The following is a 21047-nucleotide window of genomic DNA, read 5'->3' as shown; positions in this document are numbered from 1 at the left end:
CCCGGCGTCAGACGCCGGGATTTCTTGTATTTGTGAACATATTCAGCTCTTCGATCATCTCTTTCAGGCTGACCGCCATATCCTCAGATACGGTCCGGCGCTCCATGTCAATGTGAATCGGGTCTAAGACCAGCTGTTTCGGGATGACATTTGCATAAACGCCCCGCATGACCGTCCGCATATTCGCCAGCGCGTTCATGCCTCCTTTTCCTCCGCCCGCCGCGGCAATGATTGCCACCGGTTTGTATGCCCAGTGATCGCTGCTTAAAAAATCGATGGCGTTTTTTAAAGCGCCGCTCATGCCGCTGTGATACTCGGGAGATAATAAGACGACGGCCGCCGACTTTTTCACCTGCCGCCTTAACTCTTGCACTGAAGGCAGCTCGTTCTGTTCTTCTTCACCGTTATAAAGCGGCAGATCACTTTCGCTCAAATCAATATAATCGGTATGAAACCGATCTCTGATATAAGAAGCGGCAATTCTCGTCCGCCCGTTTTTTCTCGGTGTGCCGCTGATCACTAATATGCTCATGATTTTACCGCCTTTCCAAAAACATTATATTTTACCGCATACAATGCCGCCTGCGTCCGATCGGAAAGATTCAGCTTTGACAGCAGGTTGGACACGTGGGTCTTCACTGTTTTTTCTGAAATAAACAGTGCCGCCGCAATTTCCTTATTGCTTTTTCCTTTGGCTATTTCTTGAAGAACATCTTTTTCACGAGGGGTCAGGTGATAATATTTTTCCTTATCCTGATCATCCTGAACCATGTGGGTCAGCACATGAGGCACAATATCCGCCGACAGCCGGTAACGTCCGGAATACACTTCCCGGAGCGTTTTCACTAAATCATCGGGCTGGGCGTCTTTCAGCTGATACGCTTTTGCGCCGGCTTTAAGGGCGGGAATGACATGCTCCTGATCAGAATAGCTCGTCAAAACGACGATACTGATGTCCGGAAATCGTTCAGCCGCAATTTTTGCCGCTTCTATGCCGTCCGTATCAGGCATTGATAAATCCATCAGAATGATGTCCGGCTCCGTCTTTTCAGCTTGCTGAAGCGCTTCAGCACCGGTGGACGCCTCACCGACAACTTCAATGTCTTCCTGAGTGGCGAAGAAATAGCGCAGTCCTTTGCGGACAACGTGATGATCATCAGCAATCACAATTTTCATCAATCAGACCTCCTGTCCCGAAACGGAAGCCGAACGGAGACAATCGTTCCGGCGCCAAGCTCGGATTGCAATGTAAAGCGGCCTCCGATCGCTTCAGCCCGCGCTTTCATGCCGGCCACGCCGAGCGATGGGAGCACAGCATGCGCATCAGCGCTGAAGCCTGCTCCGCGGTCGCTAATGTGAAGCTCGGCGCAATCCGGCTTTTTAACGGCGGAAATGATAACCCGGTCCGTTCCCGCATGCTTTTTACAGTTATTCAAGGCTTCCTGGGCGATCCGCCAAAGCGCGTGTTCCTGTTCATCCGTAAGCTCCAGCTCATCCTCCATTTCACAAACGGCTTCCAGACCGATAAGAGCGGTATAGCTTTTGATCGACGCATACAGCCCTTTCGTCAAACTTTCCGGCTTCAGCTGCCAAATAAGCGCCCTCATTTCTGTTAGCGCATCCTGAGACAGCTCTTGAATAAATGTAATCATCTGCCGGAGCCGATCATCATTTGTAAAACTCTTTGCGGCTTTTGCCGTTAAGCTGACAGAAAACAGCATCTGATTGACGGAATCATGTAGCTCTTGCGCAAGTCTGCTTCGTTCCATCAACAGGGCGTTCTGCTGCTCAAATTCGGCCAATTTCATCCGCTGAATCGCCGTTCCGATTTGAAATGCAACAGCTTCAAGAAGATGCAGTTCTTCTTCGTTGAAAAATGTCTTTTCGTTTGCGGCGACGTTTAATAAACCGAACTTCCGGCCGCCGTCCTCAAGCGGTACGGTCGCATGATGGGTAATGCCCTCCGTATCGCGGCAGTTCGTCGTCTGTTCCGCAAATTCAATCCGTTTACAATTCATTATGTTTACGGCCTTTGTCAAACCCCCATTGCTGAATTTGGTCAGACAATAGCATTCCCCGCTGCACATGAGTGCATTTTCCCGCTGACCGAGAGCCGGCGGTAAATAAGCGGATGCGGCGAGCGTATAAGACCCGTCCGGCTCAATCAGAAAAATCCACCCTGTCTGCAGCCCGGTCAGGCTGAGCAGTTCGCGGAGCACTTTATCAAGCGCTTCCTTTAAATCGTGGTTTTGGTTTAAGGTTTCCGCAATCGCTTTTAACGTTTTTAACGTTTCTACCGTCGTTTTCGTCAATTTCCCTCACTCCGGCCAATCAGAATTATCCATATTATATCAATTCTTTTCTGTATATTCCTTTGTTTTCAGCATGAATTTTCCTCATACTTTCGGATGAGGCGTATAAAAAAACCGCCGGATGTCGCTTCCGGCGGTTTGTTGTTTATTTCGTTTTTTCCACTATGCCATCCACCGTTTTCATGACGGCTTCAGATAATGCGGCAAGACGCTGTTCGCTGTCTTGTAAAGAAGTTCCCTTCACGGCGAAATAGAACTTCACTTTCGGCTCCGTTCCTGATGGACGAAGGCAGAACCAAGAGCCGTCTTCAAGGAAATATTTCAGGACATTTGACTTCGGCAGATCAATATCTTCTTCATGATGATCGGCAAATACAGTCCGTTTTCCCGTTGAATAGTCTTCAGCCTGAGTGATTTGTTTTCCGGCCATCTGCTTCGGCGGATCGTTTCGGAATGAAGTCAGGATAGCGGAAATCTGCTCTGCTCCCTGTTTTCCTTTTAACGTCAATGACTTCAAGCCTTCACGGTAATATCCGTATTCTTTAAAAATGGACAGCAGCGCGTCATAAAGCGACATGCCCTGCTTTTTATAAAAGGCGCATACCTCGACGGCTAACAGCGCAGCCTGGATCGCGTCTTTGTCACGCGCGAAATCGCCGATTAAGTAGCCGTAGCTTTCTTCATACCCGAACTGGAACGTGTATTGGCCTGATTTTTCATATTCTTTGATCTTTTCACCGATAAATTTGAAGCCTGTCAGCGTGTCAACCGTATCTAATCCGAAAGATGAAGCGACGGCGCGGCCCAATTCGCTCGTGACAATCGTTTTCATGACGACACCGTTTTTAGGAAGGGTGCCCTGTTTTTTCTTCTCGGAAAGCAGGTAATGCAATAAAAGCGCGCCTGTCTGGTTTCCCGTCAGCACTGTGTACTTGCCTTCGCTGTTTTTTACGGCAATGCCGAGACGGTCGGCATCCGGGTCCGTAGCGACAAGAATATCGGCATTTTGTTCTTCTCCGAGCTTAATGGCATATTCGAATGCCGCGTGCTCTTCCGGATTCGGCGATTTGACGGTTGAAAAATCCGGGTCCGGCAGCTCTTGCTCCTTTACGACGGTGACGTTTTTGTAACCGAGTGCTTCAAGACCGCGGCGCACCGGTTTATTTGCCGTGCCGTGAAGGGGAGTGAACACGACGCTGACATCCACTTCATCCGAAAGCTCGGGATGTACGGAGATGGAAGTCAGTTTTTCAGTATACGGTTTATCAATTTCTTCACCGATTATTTTAATCAAACCTTTTTCTTTCAGCGACTGTTCATCTTCAACTTGAATCGTTAATTCATTTTCTATGGCATTCACTTCCGCAATGACGATGTCCGCTTCTTTCGGCGGCAGCTGTGCGCCGTCATCGCCATACACTTTATATCCGTTATATTCAGGCGGGTTATGGCTGGCCGTCACGACGATGCCGGCATAAGCGTTCAGCTTTCTCACCGCAAAAGACAGCTCAGGCGTCGGGCGGAGCTCATCAAATACGTATGTTTGAATGCCTTGGGAAGCAAGGGTTTTTGCAGCTTCCATCGCAAACTCAGGAGATTTATGACGGGAGTCGTATGCGATCGCAACCCCTCTTTTTTTCGCGTCTTCCCCCTGTTTCGCGATATACGCCGCAAGTCCGGCGGATGCTTTGCGGACCGTGTAAATGTTCATTCTGTTCGTACCCGGCCCGATTTCTCCTCTCATGCCTCCTGTTCCGAACTCAAGATTTTTGTAGAAAAAATCTTCCAGCAACTGCTCGTTTCCTTCTGCGTCCGCCAATAATTTTTTCAATTCTGAATCTAATTGTTCGGCCTGATTCCAGCGTTCGTAACTCTTACTCCAACTCATGTTCGTCCTCCTATAATTTCAGCTTATGACCATATTTTAATATGAAGCGGCTGCCCGTGTCACTTGATAACTTAACCAAATGCTTTATGTAAAAAGATAAAAGAAGGGCTCATGCCTTTTCGGCACAGCCCTCCGGTTATTATTGTTCGAGCGGAACAACCGCGTCGTGCAGCAGCATATTTAACCACTCAGTGTGTTTTTCTTTCGTTTCGTCATTCCATTGGAATCGGTCGCTCATGTAATCAATCACGGCCGTTTTATACGTTTGCACCCATTTGATGTCGAAGAACAGTCTTCCCGTTCTGCGGACGAAGAAATCGGCAGGTGTCGCAGCCATTTCTTCTTCGATGCTGTAAGCCGCTTCCGCCAGAATGTGAACCGGAATCTGGCGTTTTTCCGCTTCATCTTTCAGGCCTTCAATCCGGCTGAATACATTTTCAACGTTAGAGCCGTATCTGATGGCTAACTGCTTAGCGGTTTCCTGTGATAAACCGATTTTCAAGCCGTCTTTTGTCTTTGCTTCCACAAATGACTCGAAGTTTTTAGAGCCGCCGACATGTCCGCCGGAAATCGGCATCGTCTTCGTCTTGCAGCCGCCGAAGTCCTGGCCGCCCTCTTCTTTCAAGCGGTCGCGGACAAGATCGACAATGTGCTCAGCCATTTTACGGTAGCCCGTCAGTTTTCCTCCGGCGATCGTAATCAGGCCTGATTGAGATGTCCAGATTTCATCTTTACGGGAGATCTCAGACGGGTCTTTCCCTTCTTCGTGAATAAGCGGTCTGAGGCCGGCCCAGCTAGATTCAATATCGTCCGCCGTAATGTTCAGTTCCGGGAACATATAATTGATGGAGCTGACGATATAATCGCGATCCTGCACCGTCATGCGCGGGTGCTCAAGTTTTTGTTTGTAAACCGTATCGGTCGTACCCACATATGTTTTTCCTTCACGCGGAATGGCGAACACCATCCGGCCGTCCGGCGTATCAAAGTACACCGCCTGTTTAAGCGGGAATACGGATTGGTCGAATACGAGATGGACCCCTTTTGTGTGCTGGAGATGTTTTCCGCTTTTGCTGTGGTCTTTTTCTCTCAGCTCGTCGACCCACGGACCTGTCGCATTGACGATTTTTTTGGCGTACACTTTGTATTCCTTGCCTGACAGCAGATCTTCAATTAAAACGCCGACAACTTTTCCTTTTTCATAAAGCAGTTCTTTCACTTTAGAATAGTTGACAGGCTCAGCACCGAATTTAACGGCTTCTTTCATGACTTCAATCGTCAGTCTCGCATCGTCCGTCCGGTACTCTACATAATAGCCTCCGCCTTTTAAGCCGTCTTTTTTGACGAGCGGCTCTTTTTGCAGTGTTTCTTTAGCAGACAGCATGCTTCTGCGCTCTGATTTTTTTACTCCCGCTAAATAGTCATACACACGCAGGCCGATTGAAGTAGAGAATGAACCGAACGTGCCGCCTTTATGAAACGGCAGCAGCATCCATTCCGGCGTCGTGACGTGCGGGCCGTTTTCGTACACGATGGCGCGTTCCTTACCGACTTCAGCCACCATTTTGACTTCAAATTGCTTCAGATAACGCAAACCGCCGTGAACAAGCTTTGTGGATCGGCTTGATGTGCCGGCCGCGAAATCCTGCATTTCGCTCAAAGCGACTTTCATTCCCCTTGAAGCAGCGTCAAGCGCCGTACCGGCACCCGTAATACCTCCGCCTATAATAAACAGATCGTATGTTTTTTTAGTCATGTCTTCCAGCATATGATCCCGTTCCAAACTTGAAAATTGGTGATTCATCATTACGCTTCCTCCTTGTTGTCACGGTATAGAAAAAGAGACCACAACAGCCAAAGCGCATGTCGTCACTTTGGTGCTGTGGTCTCTCCTCATCTCAGGACCGTTCCTATTAACTTGTTTTCAGTATACCATAATTTTATCTTATTTAAAAGCCATAGCTGCATTTACTGCTTTTTTCCATCCGCCGTACAATTCATCGCGTTTTTCATCTTCCATTTCCGGTTTGAATTGCTTATCAAGGTTCCACTGATCGGCGATTTCAGTGCTGTCCTTCCAGTAGCCGACAGCGATTCCGGCTAAATACGCGGCACCGAGCGCCGTCGTTTCATTAATTTCCGGACGTTCGACCGGCACATCAAGCAAGTCGCTCTGGAACTGCATGAGGAAGTTATTTTTTACCGCTCCGCCGTCTACACGCAATGTTTTTAAAGAGATGCCTGAATCAGCCTCCATGGCATCAAGCACATCTTTCGCCTGATATGCGAGAGATTCAAGCGTGGCACGGATAAAATGCTCCTTCGTCGTTCCGCGTGTCAGGCCGAAAACTGAGCCGCGCACGTCACTGTCCCAGTACGGTGTGCCCAATCCGACGAAAGCGGGCACGACATAAACACCGTCAGCGGAATCCACACGCTCTGCGTATGTCTCGCTTTCTTTCGAATCCTGGAACATCCGCATGCCGTCTCTCAGCCATTGGATGGCAGAACCTGCGACAAAGATGCTTCCTTCCAATGCATACTCGACTTTTCCGTCTAATCCCCAGGCGATTGTCGTCAGAAGGCCGTGATCAGAAGTGATGGCTTTTTCTCCGGTATTCATCAGCATAAAGCAGCCTGTGCCGTATGTGTTTTTCCCCATGCCTTCTTCAAAGCACGCCTGACCGAACAGCGCAGACTGCTGGTCTCCGGCCGCTCCCGCAATCGGAATATTTTTACCAAAGAAATGATAATCAACCGTTTTCGCGTACACATGAGAAGACGGTTTCACTTCCGGCAGCATTGATTTCGGTACGCCTAAAATATCAAGCAGCTCGTCATCCCATTTTAATTCATGTATATTAAACATCAGCGTTCTTGAAGCGTTGGAATAATCCGTTACGTGCGCCGCCCCTCCGGACATTTTCCAGATGAGCCATGAATCAATCGTTCCGAACAGAAGATTTCCGTTTTCCGCTTTTTCCCGCGCGCCTTCTACATTGTCAAGAATCCATTTGACTTTCGTTCCTGAGAAATAAGGGTCGATCAAAAGTCCCGTTTTTTCTCTGAATGTATCATTATATCCTTTTTCACGAAGCTCTTCGCAAATGCTGGATGTTTGTCTCGATTGCCACACAATTGCATTGTATACCGGCTTTCCGGTATCTTTATCCCATACGACCGTCGTTTCCCTTTGGTTCGTGATGCCGATGCCGGCAATTTGATCAGCGCTGATTCCGGACTCGGAGATCACAGTCGCGATAACGGCGAGCACCGATCCCCAGATTTCGTTCGCATTGTGCTCCACCCAGCCCGGCTGAGGGAAATGCTGTGTGAATTCCTTTTGAGCGGAATGCACGATTTTTCCTTCTTTATTAAAAAGAATCGCTCTTGAACTTGTTGTGCCTTGGTCAATTGATAAAATATAGGTCTCCATGATGCCGCTCTCCTTTTTAAATATATTCAGAATTTGATAATGTTTTCTGTGATTGAGATTTCTTGGTATAAATATAGAGTATGAAAAGCACTACAACCATTATAACGCTTACAAACCAAAAGCTAGGTGTCACATTTCCTTTAAACGCGGCATTGTAAAATACGCCGCCGAACGCACCGCCCATGATCGGACCGACTACGGGAATCCAGGCATATTTCCAATTTGACGGCCCTTTTTTCGGAATCGGCAGAAAGGCGTGAGCGATTCTCGGCCCCAAATCCCGCGCAGGGTTGATCGCATATCCGGTCGTCCCTCCAAGAGAAATCCCGATGGCAACGATGAGGAATCCGACAATCAGCGGGTTCAGCCCTTTTGTAAATTCATTCGCTCCGATTGCCAAAATGCCGAGCACAAGCACAAACGTACCAATGACTTCACTTATCATATTCCCAAATGTATGAGGAATACTCGGGCCGGTCGAGAAAACGCCCAGTTTGGCGGCCGGATCATCCGTCGCCTTCCAATGCGGCAGATAATGAAGGAACACAACAACCGCACCGATCATTGCTCCGATCATCTGTCCTGCAATATAAACAGGGACCTCTTTCCAAGGAAAGCTGCCTTCAAGCGCAAGGCCTATCGTTAAAGCCGGATTCAAGTGGGCGCCGCTGATGCTGCCGACGGCATATGCCGCCATGGCTACTCCCAATCCCCAGCCGAATACAATAACAATCCATCCGGATTGGTATGAAAGCGATTTCTTTAAATTGACTCCCGCACAAACGCCGCCGCCGAAAATAACAAGCAGCATTGTACCGATTACTTCTCCCCAAAATGCTGTCATCATCATTCCTCCTAAATGACAAAATAGCAGGTTTGACAGAGTTATAGAGAATAAAAAACCCACAACAAACCGCTTTACGCTTTATTGCTTCCGTAAAGAGCTGTTGTGGGTCTCCGGATCTCCATCACATAGTATTAACCTAGGTCTATTGTAACAATGGGTGTAAGCGGTGTCAATCTTTTTTTGTCATAGAATGTTCATATTTAGCCCATAGTTCGGTGTCTGAAGTCGTCACGGCCGTGGCTCCTGCCTGCAAGGCGTTTTCAACGTCCTGCTCCGTGCGGATGAAGCCGCCGGCAAAAATAGGAATCCCCGTCATTTCTTTAATTTCTCTGATTAAAGTCGGAACAATGCCCGGGAGAACCTCGATAAAGTCAGGTTTATGCTTTCCGACGAATTCCATGCTTTTCTCCATGGCGCTCGTATCCAAGAGAAATAGACGCTGGATCGCGTATATTTTCTTTTGTTTCGCTTTGACGATGACTGATGATCTCGTCGAAATGATGCCCGCGGGTCTGATGTCCTGACAAATGAACTCCGCACCGTATTCGTCATGCTTAATGCCGTGAATTAAATCGACGTGAACCATCAGAAGTTTTCCGTGTTTTTTTGCTTCATTCACGACACCTTTTAATTGACCAAGGTGGATATCTAAAATGACGCCGTATAAGAACGGACTCTCTAAAAATGCATCGAATTGCTTCATGTTCCGGATAGCCGGTAGAATCTGCTGGTTGTGAAAACTCATGTTTTACTCCTTTACATTAAAAATCAATGCTCAGCACGCTTTCCTTGACGGTCGAAATGATGAAAGAGAGCTCCTCGTCCGACAGGCAAAAAGGCGGAGACAGCTGAATGACATTATTATATCCCGCTACAGTATCACCATTTTTCCCGACAAGCAGGCCTTTTTCTCTGCACGCGGTGATGACGTGCTGCACAAGGGCGGCATCAGCGGGTTCCTTCGTGATTTTGTCCTTGACGAGCTCAATGCCGGTAAGAAGGCCCTTGCCTCGTACATCTCCGACCGCCGGATGTTCTCTGAGCGGCTCAAGCTCACGGAGCAGCCTTTCTCCAAGCTCCCGGGAGCGGGCGATCAGATGTTCGTCCTCCATCAATTGCAGGTTTTTCAAAGCCAGGGCGCAGGCTGCCGGATTGCCTCCGAATGTATTCACGTGCCGGAAGCGGCCGTACGGCTCACCGCCCGAATACGCCTCAAAAATCTCCCGTTTTACCGCCGTTGCCGACAGCGGCAGATAAGCGCTCGTAATGCCTTTTGCCATTGTGACGATGTCCGGTGAAACGCCGTAATGCTGAAATCCGAACGGCTCTCCCGTGCGGCCGAAACCGCAAATGACTTCATCACTGATCAGAAGCGCGCCGTGGCGGCGGCAAATGTCCTCTACCTTTGCCATATACCCGTCCGGGGGCATCAGTATCCCTCCGCCTGTAATAATCGGTTCCATAATCACGCCGGCAATCGTTTCGCTTAATTCCCACGTCATGATCCGGTCGATTTCATGCGCGCTTTCCAATGTGACGGCATCGCCGGGATTCCGATAGAGATCAGGCGGCGCCGCGTGCAAAAAACCTTGTGAGAGCGGCTCATATTTATATTTTCTCTGCGCCTGGCCCGTAGCGGCGAGCGCCCCCATCGTATTGCCGTGATAGCCTCTGTACCGGGAGATGAATTTGAAGCGGCTGTGATCGCCGTTTTCAATGTGGTATTGGCGGGCAATTTTGAACGCGGTTTCATTTGCTTCCGATCCGCTGTTGGAAAAGAAGATCACATAATCGCCGCCGAGCCATTCATTCAGTTTTTCCGCAAGCTCAATCGCAGGTTGATGGCTTTGGGTCAGCGGATAATAAGGAAGCTCCTTCAATTGGCTGTAAGCCGCATCGGCAAGCTCCTTTCTCCCGTATCCGATATTGACGCACCACAGGCCTGACATGCCGTCCAAATACCGTCTGCCGTCAATATCCGTAACCCAGGCGCCTTCCCCTTTTTGGACGATTATGCTGTCATCCGGCTCCGCCCCTTTCATCGCGTGCCAAATCAGCTCTTTATCCTTTTGTTTGAGTGACTGATTTTTTTGTACATGTTCCACACCGCTCATCTCCCTTTCAATATCATTGCACTGTATCGAAAGCTGCCCGGCTTCTGACGCCGATTCTCTTGGTGAAGTTTTTCTCTTAATAAGAATATAAAGGCGCGGCATGGGCGAGTCAATAAAGCGGCGGCAATTAAAAAAACGCTTTCTCCCAGAAAGCGAAAGGGCTACAAGAGCATATCCCGAAACCGGGGCCGGTGCAAGTGTTTTTATAAAAAAACCCGCCCCTTAAGCGGAGCGGGCGTTTTTTATTTCAGATGCGTAATCCGGTAAATATCTTTGCGCCGGTCTTTCAGCTGGCGCACGGTTCCGTTCTCACGCTGCCTTCTTAAGATTTCAAGGTCCACGTCCCCGATCACGACCATTTCGATATTCGGATTCGTTTCACCGACGATTCCGTCTCTGGCAAATTCAAAATCAGACGGAGCAAAAATGGCTGACTGCGCGTATTGAATATCCATATTTTCTGTTTGCGGCAGGTTTCCGACCGTACCTGAGATGACGGTGTAAATTTGGTTTTCAACCGCTCGCGCCTGAGAGCAGTACCTTACGCGCAAGTAGCCTTGGCGGTCTTCAGTGCAGAACGGCGTAAAGATAATTTTCGCCCCTTGATCGGCGGCAATTCTCGCAAGCTCCGGAAATTCGATATCGTAACAGATCTGAATGGCGATCTTTCCGCAGTCCGTATCAAATACGCGCACCCTGTCTCCGGCGCTGATGCCCCACCATTTCCGCTCATTCGGCGTAATGTGAAGCTTATATTGTTTTTCAATCGTGCCGTCACGTCTGAATAAGTAGGCGATGTTATAAATTTTCCCCTCTTCTTCAACGAAGTGGGAGCCGCCGATGATGTTGACATTATATTTCACCGCGAGATCTGTAAAGAGGCTGATATAGTCCTCGGTATATTCGGTAATCCTCTGAATGGCCAGACTAGGAGAACGCTCCTCGAGAAATGACATCAGCTGCGTTGTGAAAATCTCCGGAAATACCGCGAAATCAGATCTCGCATCGGAAGCCACATCGACATAATATTCAACCTGATTGGCAAATTCCTCGAAGGAGTAAATCTTTTTCATTTCATATTGAATGACACAGATGCGCACCGGAAATGCCGATTTGTAATAACGCTTTGACTGCGGCAGGTAATCGACATTGTTCCATTGCATTAATGTCGCATATTTAATGGACGCGGTGTCATCCGGGAGATAATTCGGATTGATCCGCATGAGCGTAAATCCGTTCATCAGCTGGAAAGAAAGCACCGGATCATAAATCTGATGGCGCGTCACCTGTTCGACATAGGCTCTCGCCGTCATTTCTTCCGCATACTTATGATAATTCGGGATCCGCCCGCCGATAATGATGCTTTTCAGATTCAATCGTCTCGCCAAGTCTTTTCTCGCCTCATACAGCCGGTGTCCGATTTTCATCCGTCTGTATTCCGGGTGAACCATTACCTCAATCCCGTACAGATTCAATCCGTCGGGGTTGTGGTTCGTGATATAACCGTCGTCTGTAATGTCCTGCCACGTGTGGCGGTCATCATATTCATCGAAATTGATGATCAGGCTTGAGCATGAACCGATAATTTCCCCTTCATACTCCGCGCAAAACTGACCTTCCGGAAAGTGCGCGAGATGGCTGATTAAATGCTCAGGCTCCCACGGCTCCATCCCCGGGAAACAATCCTTTTGCAGCTCAATAATTTTGTTAATATCTTTCTCTTCCATATTCCGTATGACCATTTTCTTTTCAAAACGGGTCAGATCAAGTTTCTCAGACAATGCTGCTTCCCCCTGCCGGTTCGTTTTGATCGTTCAATCGCTGTAAGAGTAATTCAAGTTCCATTTCCGCCATCGATTCCAGTCTGTGATCGTATTCTTCAAATAACAGGGCGCTTGTTACCTTATTCGGGACGATGACACATTTCATGCCGGCCCGTTTAGCTGCGATTGAGCCGTTGACCGAATCCTCAAAGGCCAGACATTCAGATGGTTCAACGCCTAAATGTTCCGCAGCTTTCAGATAGAGCTCCGGATTCGGCTTCACTTCTTCTACGTCGTCAGCCGTCTGAATCACTTCAAATTCATCAAACAGGCCTAATTCCTTCAGATGGCCCGACACCCATTTAAAATCTGAGCTGGAAGCGAGCCCCACCTTCAATCCTAATTCTTTTGCCGCGGCTAAATAAGCCTCCACCCCGGGACGCGCCGTTTCCGTCTTCATCCGCTGTTCGAAGCGCCCGCGCCTGATCGCCGTCAGTTCATCATGATCGAGCTTTCTTCCCAGCTGCTCCTCTAAATATGCGAACGGCTTAAACCCCGCGGCCGTTCCGATCACCTTTCCCCAGACGGATAAAGGCAATGTTGAACCGTGTTCTTCAAACATTTCCTGCAGCACTTCATATTCATGGGTTTCTGTATCTAAAATTAACCCGTCAAAATCAAAGATTAATGCTTTTATCAATGGTTACAGCTCCTTTAGCTAAACGTACTGACCTATGTATACACTATACCGTGAATTTCTTTCGCGTTCAAAATGTAACATTCTGACGGAAAGAAGAGCCTGCATGAGTGCAAGCTCTCTTCATCCGTTACTGTGTGTTTTGACTGGAAATATTGGAAAGAGCTGCTCCCGCAGACTCATTTGAACGCTGATCGACCGCTAAGTCTCCAAGCGCAACGATCCCGACCAGATGATTTTGATCGACAATGGGAAGGCGGCGGATTTGGTGTTGGGCCATCAGATGTGACGCCTCTTCAAGACTCATTTCCGGGTTTCCGGATACAACTGCAGAAGACATCACGTGTGAAACAGGTGTTTGGCCGTCGCGGCCTTGAGCCGTTGTTCTCAATGCGATATCACGGTCTGTCAGCATTCCTTTTAATTCCCCTCCGTCAACGACGGGAATCGCTCCGACATTATGCTGGTGCATCAGCGCAGCCGCTTCCTGGATCGTTTGATTGGGAGAAACGGTAGCCACGTGGGTAGTCATTGATTGTTTGATTGAACTCATTGTAAAGCACCCCTTTCGACATTTATTATGCTCGGGGATTTGTCTCATTATAAAGGGAGTTAGAGGAAAGAAATTGTGGTATCATGTCAAAGAAGCAAAAAAGAGCCTGTAAAAAGGCTCTTTACACCCGTCAGATCAGCCTTCTGCGACCGCAGGCTTCTGATCCGGCACCTGTCTCGAAATCATCATAGGTAAACGGAAAATTCATTCCGCATTCGTTCAGCAAAGTGCAATTTTTATCAAACAGCGCCCGCTCTTTGACGTCATATACCGGGTGCGGCTTTGACAGCATGATATGTACCGTTTGCAGACAAGCCATAATTTGAAACGCTTCTTTTAAAGTTCCTTGGTAACTTTGGTTTTGTAATGATAATACGCCCCTTTTTTTAAAGCGCTGAATTTCCAGTTCGGAGAAATAAAGAGGAAAGACATTTTGAAACAATTCAGAGGAAAGCTCTTGTATCGCGCTTTCTTGTCCATCAGTCGCTGCGTTCACAATTCTCACATCAATCACCTTTCTTGCCATGTGAATATCCTTAATCTTTATCAAGAATAGCATAGAAAAAAACGCGAAAGCTAAGGTAAGTGTTTCCTATTGAAACAGCCGCTTTCCGCTTGAAAAGGAGCTTTATGAAATGAAACAAAATGACCGCGGTCTGGAACTCCTAATTACGGAAAAGCACGCCGGACAATGGCTGTTTTCAGTCCTGAAATCTGAATTCCAGGCGTCAAAACCCGTAATTACGGAATGGATGAACCAAGAAAGCATCCAGGTGAATCGAACATCACCGAAAAACAACATCATACTGAAAACCGGAGATCGCTTATTCATTGATCTTCAGGAAAAAACGGGTTCCTCGGTGATTCCGGAATACGGAGAGCCGGACATTTTATTTGAGGACAATCATATGCTGATTGCGAATAAGCCGGCGGGAATGCCGACTCATCCAAATGAAGAGGGTCAGACCGGCACCCTCAGCAACCTGATCGCTTACCATTTTCAAATCAACGGCGAGCAGGCGAAAGTGCGCCACGTTCACCGTCTTGACCGTGACACTTCAGGCGCGGTCGTTTTCGCGAAACACCGCCTGGCCCATGCAATCCTTGACCGTCAGCTCGAAACCAAAACATTAAAACGCACCTATATCGCCGCGGCGGAAGGAAAAGTGACGCCTAAAAAAGGCACAGTTGACTCGCCGATCGGCCGCGACAGGTCACATTCCGTCAGACGGCGCGTCTCACCCGGCGGACAAGCCGCCGTCACCCATTACAAAGTGAAAGGCTATCATCCCGGTGCGCAGCTTACATTGGCAGAGCTTGAACTGGAAACCGGGAGAACACATCAAATCAGGGTGCATATGGCAAGCATCGGCCATCCGTTGGCGGGCGATGACCTGTACGGCGGAAGCAGGACGCTGTTTCACAGGCAGGCGCTTCACGCCAAAAAAGTCAGTGTCGTCCATCCGATCTCAGGAGAAGAAATCGTTGCCGAGGCGCCGATGCCGGCTGATCTGGCTCATTTTACGGAAACGTATTTTTCTTAAACCGGGTCGGCATATATAATATATCGTTTCGGCGCATTTCCAATGTAAGAAAACGGATAGCAAGTGGTCAGGATCAATTCCTCCCGCTTGTGCTGAAGGGTGATGACAGATGTATCATCCCGGCTGACGATTTTTGTACGGCTGATTTTATAAGAAAACGTGCCGTAAGACAGAATCACGTTCAGTCTGTCTCCTTTTTTCAGTTCGCCGGTCCGGCGGAACACCGTGTCTCTGTGGCCGGATAACACAATTTGGCCGTGATCGCCCGGATAATAGCTGTCCTTATAATGTCCGACGCCTTTTGCCAAATCATCTGCGTCAGTCCCTTCGACGATCGGGAGCTCAGCGTCGATTTCAGGGATTTCTAAAATGCCGCTTGCCTCACCCGTTTCGGGGTGGAATTCTTTTTTGCGCTGTGTCAGCACAGCGCTTTTTGTTTTTTTCTTTTCCAAGACAGGTTCTGTTGCTTTTTTTGCTTCTTCAAGCGATTGGTTCGTTTTCATATGTGAATCAATGATCTTCCAGCTTCCGTAACATGTGATGATGATACCGACGATGATGACGAGAAGCGGAATATGTTTCAGTTTGTTCATCGTGTGCGGGTTCCCCTTTTCTTTCTGAAAAGCCAATATACGCCGGCACCCGTGATCACCAGTCCGGCCAATGCCGTCTGATGGCTGCCCGCTGAAGTATCAGGCAATGGGCGGCCTTTTTGTGTGCCGCTTTCAGTCTGTTTTGTGCTTTGTTCCGAATTTGCGGCAGACGCCGCACGGGATTCCGGAATTGACTGCACTGTATCAGATGCTGTTTCTTCTGCGACAGGACGTTTAGGTTTTTTGGTTTGATCAGGCTGTTCTGCTGCATCCGGTTTTTTAGCGGGTTTTTCCGCCTGAGGTTTTTCTCCTTTATCAGGCCTGGTGCCGCCCGGTGTTTCCCCGCTTCCCGGCTGATTGCCGGTGTCATCAGGTGTTTCGCCTGCTGATGCCGTGCGGATGCGGCCGTCGGTCTGATAAGAAATCGGTGCGGAAAAGCTTTTGACATAGTCTGCAGTCGCTTCCAAATCCTCAGGCCCCGTCACCGGATTCTTGCCGAGTTTCCCGATCGGACCGTATTTTGCCCCCGCTGCCGTCGCCATAAATTGATTGACTGTTACTGTATATCCTTTTTCGGGCTGTATGTCTGTCCCGTCCGCCATTTTCATATCCACCGCTTGTCCGGTTTCCGGGTTCCATGTATAGGTAAATCCGCTGATGCTGTAATCCGGACCGTACACCGGAGAAATTTGCGCGTTAATGATCTCCCCCAAATCTTTTCCTTTGATTTCAAGCTTCGTCAGCACATTGCCGAACGGCTGTACATTATAAAGGTCTCCCCATGTGATCGGCCCTTTTTTTAAGCCGTCCCGGATGCCTCCTCCATTCATAAGCGCAAAATCGGATTTCATCTTCGCTTTCATACCGTCGGCAATCAGATTTCCGAGCGCCGTGTCGCCGTCATTTGAATATCCGCCCGTTATATCATGGGCCGCTTCCCCGACCGTTTCGCTGATAATCGGTTTCACTTTCTCTTCATATTTGCTTAATATGCCTGCCGCAGCCGGGTCAGGCTTGATTTTACTTTGATCGATATATTGGATTTCCGCTGATTTTTTCACGATATCCTTCGACTCTTTATCTAGTTCAAGATCGGCGATTCCGATTGCTTTTCCGTATTCAAATGCCTGCACGATCAGCTTGCCGTCGATTTCTCCGTTTACGACTTTATGATTGTGCGCGGCGAAAATCACATCAATCTCTGAGTCTGTTCCGCTTGCAAGCTTTGCGGATTCTCCCGTGATGGCTGAGCCATTTTGTTCAGCAGACATATGGGCGAGCACGGCGATTGCTTTAATTCCTTTTTTCTTCAGGTCAGCGGCGGCGTCATTGACAGCCTTTACCTCATCCGTAAACGTAATATTTTTAATTCCGTCCGGGATGACCATGCCTGCCGCCGATCTGGTTACAACCCCGATAAATGCGACCGGAATTCCGGAAATGTATTTAATTTCATACGGCGGCAGAAAGGACTCCCCTGACTTCAGTTTACAGTTGGCGCAGACGAGCGGGAAATTTTGGCCGTCATAACCGCTTGTCCCCTTACCGTCCGGATGATCTCCTCCATTGATGATCCGTTTAAGCTCATTCGTTCCTTCATCGAATTCGTGATTGCCGACAGTTCCGACATCAAAACCGATGTCTTCCATCAATTCTACTGTCGGTTCATCCTGAAAAAGGGCTGACACGGGAGAGCTGCCTCCGATCATATCGCCCGCATGCACGACAAAGGCGTGTTCTTTCTCGGCTTTCGCCTTTTTAATGTACGCTGCGGCGTAGTCCATTCGCCCGAAAGTGCCATCCGGTTTACCGTCTCCGTTAAGGTCAAGCTCATATTGCTGATCAATTTTTCCGTGCAGATCATTCATGCTGATGATTCTGAGCGGGACACGGCCGGAGTCTTCAGTCTGCCGTTCTTTATACGCTTTATCCGTTCCAGCTTCATTCAGTGATCCTGCTTGTCCGATTGCTTCCGCATCTTTCACGCTGAACATCATAAAACAAACCGTCAGCAGACAGCACGAAAGACGAATACCCCTTATTTTCTTCATTCATTTCCCCCCCTGTCTTCTAAGAAATACGTTAGCTTATTTTCTTAAAAATCACATCACTTTTTTGTAAAGATTGTCTTCACTGGCGCAAAATAGTAAATAATCCCCACGTAACGAAACAGGTCTTGATGTATAACGGATCGGCTTTTTTCACATCTTAATGATGATTTGACATGAAGGAGGAAAACAACCAGTGGAACAGCAGCAGAATCAGCAGCAGCCGCCAGTAAATCAGGGGATCCCGGGTTCACCGCAAGTGAATCACGGAGGACATGAGCTTTTCGATATGCATGAAGTGCTGGCCGGAACAGTCGGCGTTTTGGATCAATTTATGATGCTCAGACAGTTTATACAGGATCAGCAGCTGGCCGACATCCTTGACCGCCAGTATCAATTCATTCTGGGACTCTATAATCTGACGGCAGAATGCTTTAAGACCGGCCAAAAGCCTTCTCAGGAAACGTCAACATATATGATGAAGGAACAGAACCAGGCCGTCTACGGTATAAAACCGACTCAGCCGAAAAAACCAAATCAATCATTAAATGATGTCAAAGATCTCGGGATCAGCGGCCATATGCTCGGCCTGATTAAAGCTCAAGCTTCTCTCTTGACGATGAGCTCGCTTGAAATGACCAATCCCGTCACAAGAAGAGTGCTCTCCGCCCAAATTCAGCAATATGTCGAAATGGCGTTTGAAATCTTCTTATACCAAAATAAACACGGTTATTATCAGGTTCCTCAGCTCAATGCACAAGATATGCAGACCATGCTGAATTCATTTGCACCGGCCCAGGGACAGCCGCAAATGCCTCCGATTAAAGGACAAATGGGACAGCAGCAGCAAAACCTCCATTGATTAAAAAACGGCGTTGGAAACCTGACTCTCCAATGCCGTTTTCTTTTTTTCATATGCTTTTGTGAAATCATGTTCAAATTGTTTCAGGCTTTCTTTCGTAGCCGCTTCAAAGCCTTTTTCAAAATCCTGTGTTTCGGCGGTTTTGTTGATAATGGTTAAGATAATGCCTTCTCCGAATGTTTCGGTTAAGTCCTTTATCATATAGAAGCTTTGTAAATAGACATCTGTTTCATATTCCATACGCGATTTCTGCCATTTTCGGTCGGTCGTTAATTGATCAAACGGCACGACGGAAAATGCAATCGGATCAATGACTACATCATAATGCGCGACCCACTCGCTCAGCCCCTCATGAAACCAAAGCGGAAATACAAACGTATCCGTCCCCAATTGCCGCGTTTTTTGATGAAACGCGTAGTGTGTATATTCATGTATAATCAATTGCTTATACATGAAAACGGCCAGCTCATCTTTTTTCAAAAGCTGTTTTTTCTCTTCAGGCAAAAGCCCCATCATCTGCTCCTGTTCTGAATAAAAACCGACTACATTTTTCAATCCTGAATATTGCTCCATTTCAGCTTCATCCGAAAAGAAAATGAGTTCAAGTGGCGCTGCACCTTTATAGCCGACAATGATTTGATTGATACGCTTTGCGTGGTCCAGCGTAAGCTTGGTCAGATCCAAGAGCGGCTTTTCATCCGCCGTATAGTAAATCGCTGTATGTTTGTAAATTTCTTTATTCATGTGTTCAGTCACTTGTTCCATCGTCGGAACAGAGCGGCTGTTTTGGCCTGACAGGACGTACATCATACTTACTGAAACTGCTGAACTGACAGCCAATATGACAAGGACACCGCACAGGATCAGAGTGAATGCCGCCCGTTTCCCCATGCCGTCACGCAAACAAGCTCCCCTCCCCGATCCTTCAATTTTCATCTCATTCTTTACTTTATGCTCAGGAGCGCTGGGTCGTGACGGCAGATAAAATAAAAAAGCCGCATCAAATGCGGCTTTTCCATTCATTTATTTATTGGGGTTTGGGAATACACGCTGCACCATTTGACCGAATTCATCAAACAGACCGGATACAGGATGTCCGTTTTGGATTCGTTTTCCGTAGCCTTGCATGCGTTCAACGAAGTCCGGGTTCGCTGATACATATACAGTCCGGACATGTTTATCGGCCGATTTCACCTTATCGGTAATCTTATTTTTCAAATGGTTGGCGATGGCGCCTTTTTGTCCGTTTGTCAAAACAACGGCTACATAAGCGCTGTTTCCGGCAACGATCACAGTCGCATTTTTAACCTCTTTTAAATCAGTCACCTTGTCGGCGGCTTTATCAGCCACTCTCAGGTTACGATTGTCATTGTGATCGGTGTTTTGGTTATGACGGTTCACTGTATTCATATTTGTCGCACCGTCGTTAGGCGTGTTGCGGTAATTTACATTCTGGGTGCGGTTGTCATTTCGTTTTCCTTCTCCCTGGTTCCCCATACTGCACCCTGCGGTAATCAGCATCGGCAGAAGAAGGGCAGAGATAACTGCTTGCTTTTTTATCATGTGAATTCCTCCTTTCTCACTTTACGTATAGGTTTTTCTATTCGGCGGGATTTATGCACGCCGTTTGCATTCTGAGCGGTTTGGATAAATATCAGAAGGAAAGGGAAAGGTAAACGTAATCAATTGAATGAGGAGGGATTTAACTTGTTCAGAAAAAAAAGCGGCGTCAGCCCGACAGCGCTGCTGATCGGATCATCGATTCTGATTGCAGCTTTATCACCCGAAATCCGCCGGAAAATCTCCGGAATGGTTTCAGGCCGAATGCAGCATAAAGATGGTACACACTCCATGCAGCCTGCTGACCTGATTCAACAGGCGTTCGGCGGGGAATCCGGCGGACAGCAGCACACAGACAAAGCCCGGCATTCACAAACCGGCTCCATGCAGCCTGCTGACCTGATTCAACAGGCGTTCAGCGGGGAATCCGGCGGACAGCAGCACACGGACAAAGCCCGGCATTCACAAACCGGCTCTACGCAGCCTGCCGAGCTGATCAAACAGGCTTTCGGCGGGGAATCCGGCGGACAGCAGCACACGGACAAAGCCCGGCATTCACAAACCGGCTCTACGCAGCCTGCCGAGCTGATCAAACAGGCTTTCGGCGGGGAATCCGGCGGACAGCAGCATGAGCAGACTTCCCGCAATCACTCCGGCTCATCCCATACGGACGGCCAGGTAGACCGCAGCCGCAGTAAAGAAACTTCGCCGAAGCCTCACTATACCGAGCCGATTCACTTCGAAGAAAGCGCGGTAAATGTTTTAAATGACAGCACCGTGATGAATATGCTGGAAGAAATTGAACCCGGAAATCATTAGAAACGAAAAAA

General features: G+C 48.1%; 20 protein-coding genes. 3 read left to right on the top strand and 17 right to left on the bottom strand.

All coding sequences use genetic code 11. The annotated features are described in order from the left end of the window. Positions 1 to 7: 7 nt before the first annotated feature. The 13 genes from G4O42_RS04745 to G4O42_RS04685 form a co-directional block, all read right to left on the bottom strand. Positions 8 to 532, bottom strand: coding sequence for an NADPH-dependent FMN reductase (locus G4O42_RS04745; RefSeq protein ID WP_032874264.1), 525 nt, complete (start codon positions 530 to 532; stop codon positions 8 to 10). After that, entirely contained in the window at positions 529 to 1176 is a 648-nt protein-coding gene (locus tag G4O42_RS04740; RefSeq protein WP_032874257.1) for a response regulator, read from the bottom strand. Before G4O42_RS04740 ends, G4O42_RS04745 begins: the two co-directional genes overlap by 4 nt. Further along, complete coding sequence (locus G4O42_RS04735; RefSeq protein ID WP_032874255.1) at positions 1176 to 2312, bottom strand: GAF domain-containing sensor histidine kinase; 1137 nt, start codon at positions 2310 to 2312, stop codon at positions 1176 to 1178. The genes G4O42_RS04740 and G4O42_RS04735 overlap by 1 nt, the downstream gene beginning before the upstream one ends. 145 nt (positions 2313 to 2457) lie before the next feature. After that, on the bottom strand, positions 2458 to 4200 hold the full coding sequence (locus tag G4O42_RS04730) for a phospho-sugar mutase (protein WP_032874253.1): 1743 nt from the start codon (positions 4198 to 4200) through the stop codon (positions 2458 to 2460). A 139-nt stretch (positions 4201 to 4339) separates the two neighbouring features. Further along, positions 4340 to 6007 (bottom strand): glycerol-3-phosphate dehydrogenase, encoded by a 1668-nt coding sequence (gene glpD, locus G4O42_RS04725; protein ID WP_032874251.1) that lies wholly within the window; start codon positions 6005 to 6007, stop codon positions 4340 to 4342. Between the two features lie 138 nt (positions 6008 to 6145). Beyond that, on the bottom strand, positions 6146 to 7636 hold the full coding sequence (gene glpK, locus G4O42_RS04720) for a glycerol kinase GlpK (RefSeq protein WP_032874246.1): 1491 nt from the start codon (positions 7634 to 7636) through the stop codon (positions 6146 to 6148). Positions 7637 to 7652: 16 nt separating this feature from the next. Continuing rightward, positions 7653 to 8480, bottom strand: coding sequence for an MIP/aquaporin family protein (locus G4O42_RS04715; RefSeq protein ID WP_032874243.1), 828 nt, complete (start codon positions 8478 to 8480; stop codon positions 7653 to 7655). Positions 8481 to 8652: 172 nt separating this feature from the next. Next, on the bottom strand, positions 8653 to 9228 hold the full coding sequence (locus G4O42_RS04710) for a glycerol-3-phosphate responsive antiterminator (RefSeq protein ID WP_007610287.1): 576 nt from the start codon (positions 9226 to 9228) through the stop codon (positions 8653 to 8655). A gap of 16 nt (positions 9229 to 9244) precedes the next feature. Continuing rightward, complete coding sequence (locus tag G4O42_RS04705) at positions 9245 to 10597, bottom strand: aspartate aminotransferase family protein (RefSeq protein ID WP_087920791.1); 1353 nt, start codon at positions 10595 to 10597, stop codon at positions 9245 to 9247. 242 nt (positions 10598 to 10839) lie between these two features. Further along, complete coding sequence (locus tag G4O42_RS04700) at positions 10840 to 12378, bottom strand: bifunctional GNAT family N-acetyltransferase/carbon-nitrogen hydrolase family protein (RefSeq protein ID WP_007408451.1); 1539 nt, start codon at positions 12376 to 12378, stop codon at positions 10840 to 10842. Continuing rightward, complete coding sequence (locus G4O42_RS04695) at positions 12371 to 13060, bottom strand: HAD family hydrolase (RefSeq protein WP_003155347.1); 690 nt, start codon at positions 13058 to 13060, stop codon at positions 12371 to 12373. The genes G4O42_RS04700 and G4O42_RS04695 overlap by 8 nt, the downstream gene beginning before the upstream one ends. A gap of 127 nt (positions 13061 to 13187) precedes the next feature. Continuing rightward, positions 13188 to 13610: a CBS domain-containing protein gene (locus G4O42_RS04690; protein ID WP_007408449.1), complete on the bottom strand. Its 423-nt coding sequence runs from the start codon at positions 13608 to 13610 to the stop codon at positions 13188 to 13190. A 130-nt stretch (positions 13611 to 13740) separates the two neighbouring features. After that, positions 13741 to 14136, bottom strand: a complete 396-nt coding sequence (locus tag G4O42_RS04685) for a DUF5365 family protein (protein ID WP_032874236.1) — start codon at positions 14134 to 14136, stop codon at positions 13741 to 13743. Between the two features lie 109 nt (positions 14137 to 14245). Between G4O42_RS04685 and G4O42_RS04680 the strand changes: the two genes are divergently transcribed. Next, entirely contained in the window at positions 14246 to 15154 is a 909-nt protein-coding gene (locus tag G4O42_RS04680; RefSeq protein ID WP_032874233.1) for an RluA family pseudouridine synthase, read from the top strand. Here the strand turns inward: G4O42_RS04680 and G4O42_RS04675 are convergent. Further along, positions 15151 to 15747, bottom strand: a complete 597-nt coding sequence (locus G4O42_RS04675) for a class D sortase (RefSeq protein WP_032874231.1) — start codon at positions 15745 to 15747, stop codon at positions 15151 to 15153. The two genes, G4O42_RS04680 and G4O42_RS04675, sit on opposite strands and share 4 nt — an antisense overlap. Further along, a complete protein-coding gene (locus G4O42_RS04670; RefSeq protein ID WP_032874228.1) occupies positions 15744 to 17798 on the bottom strand; it encodes a 5'-nucleotidase C-terminal domain-containing protein in 2055 nt (684 codons plus the stop codon). The genes G4O42_RS04675 and G4O42_RS04670 overlap by 4 nt, the downstream gene beginning before the upstream one ends. Before the next feature lie 193 nt (positions 17799 to 17991). Here G4O42_RS04670 and G4O42_RS04665 point away from each other — a divergent pair, with 193 nt between their 5' ends. Continuing rightward, positions 17992 to 18657 (top strand): spore coat protein, encoded by a 666-nt coding sequence (locus G4O42_RS04665; RefSeq protein ID WP_007610275.1) that lies wholly within the window; start codon positions 17992 to 17994, stop codon positions 18655 to 18657. Here G4O42_RS04665 and G4O42_RS04660 read toward each other — a convergent pair whose 3' ends face one another. Beyond that, a complete protein-coding gene (locus tag G4O42_RS04660) occupies positions 18658 to 19560 on the bottom strand; it encodes a hypothetical protein (RefSeq protein ID WP_032875163.1) in 903 nt (300 codons plus the stop codon). It abuts the gene before it with no gap. Between the two features lie 120 nt (positions 19561 to 19680). Beyond that, positions 19681 to 20220 carry a YhcN/YlaJ family sporulation lipoprotein gene (locus G4O42_RS04655; protein WP_003155362.1) on the bottom strand — a complete coding sequence of 180 codons (540 nt, stop codon included), beginning with the start codon at positions 20218 to 20220 and terminating at the stop codon, positions 19681 to 19683. Between the two features lie 381 nt (positions 20221 to 20601). Between G4O42_RS04655 and G4O42_RS20220 the strand changes: the two genes are divergently transcribed. Beyond that, on the top strand, positions 20602 to 21036 hold the full coding sequence (locus G4O42_RS20220; protein WP_406526095.1) for a hypothetical protein: 435 nt from the start codon (positions 20602 to 20604) through the stop codon (positions 21034 to 21036). The last annotated feature ends 11 nt before the right edge of the window (positions 21037 to 21047 follow it).

Origin of the sequence: Bacillus sp. LUNF1 (assembly GCF_011008975.1) — a bacterium.
GTDB lineage: Bacteria > Bacillota > Bacilli > Bacillales > Bacillaceae > Bacillus > Bacillus velezensis.
This window is presented reverse-complemented; position numbering and strand designations above follow the sequence as displayed.

Coding starts and splice junctions, on each gene's coding strand:
- G4O42_RS04745 (WP_032874264.1), bottom strand. CDS start 532: ATGAGCATATTAGTGATCAGCGGCACACCGAGAAAAAACGGGCGGACG.
- G4O42_RS04740 (WP_032874257.1), bottom strand. CDS start 1,176: ATGAAAATTGTGATTGCTGATGATCATCACGTTGTCCGCAAAGGACTG.
- G4O42_RS04730 (WP_032874253.1), bottom strand. CDS start 4,200: ATGAGTTGGAGTAAGAGTTACGAACGCTGGAATCAGGCCGAACAATTA.
- glpD (WP_032874251.1), bottom strand. CDS start 6,007: ATGATGAATCACCAATTTTCAAGTTTGGAACGGGATCATATGCTGGAA.
- glpK (WP_032874246.1), bottom strand. CDS start 7,636: ATGGAGACCTATATTTTATCAATTGACCAAGGCACAACAAGTTCAAGA.
- G4O42_RS04715 (WP_032874243.1), bottom strand. CDS start 8,480: ATGACAGCATTTTGGGGAGAAGTAATCGGTACAATGCTGCTTGTTATT.
- G4O42_RS04710 (WP_007610287.1), bottom strand. CDS start 9,228: ATGAGTTTTCACAACCAGCAGATTCTACCGGCTATCCGGAACATGAAG.
- G4O42_RS04705 (WP_087920791.1), bottom strand. CDS start 10,597: ATGAGCGGTGTGGAACATGTACAAAAAAATCAGTCACTCAAACAAAAG.
- G4O42_RS04690 (WP_007408449.1), bottom strand. CDS start 13,610: ATGAGTTCAATCAAACAATCAATGACTACCCACGTGGCTACCGTTTCT.
- G4O42_RS04685 (WP_032874236.1), bottom strand. CDS start 14,136: ATGGCAAGAAAGGTGATTGATGTGAGAATTGTGAACGCAGCGACTGAT.
- G4O42_RS04680 (WP_032874233.1), top strand. CDS start 14,246: ATGAAACAAAATGACCGCGGTCTGGAACTCCTAATTACGGAAAAGCAC.
- G4O42_RS04675 (WP_032874231.1), bottom strand. CDS start 15,747: ATGAACAAACTGAAACATATTCCGCTTCTCGTCATCATCGTCGGTATC.
- G4O42_RS04670 (WP_032874228.1), bottom strand. CDS start 17,798: ATGAAGAAAATAAGGGGTATTCGTCTTTCGTGCTGTCTGCTGACGGTT.
- G4O42_RS04655 (WP_003155362.1), bottom strand. CDS start 20,220: ATGATAAAAAAGCAAGCAGTTATCTCTGCCCTTCTTCTGCCGATGCTG.
- G4O42_RS20220 (WP_406526095.1), top strand. CDS start 20,602: ATGCAGCCTGCTGACCTGATTCAACAGGCGTTCAGCGGGGAATCCGGC.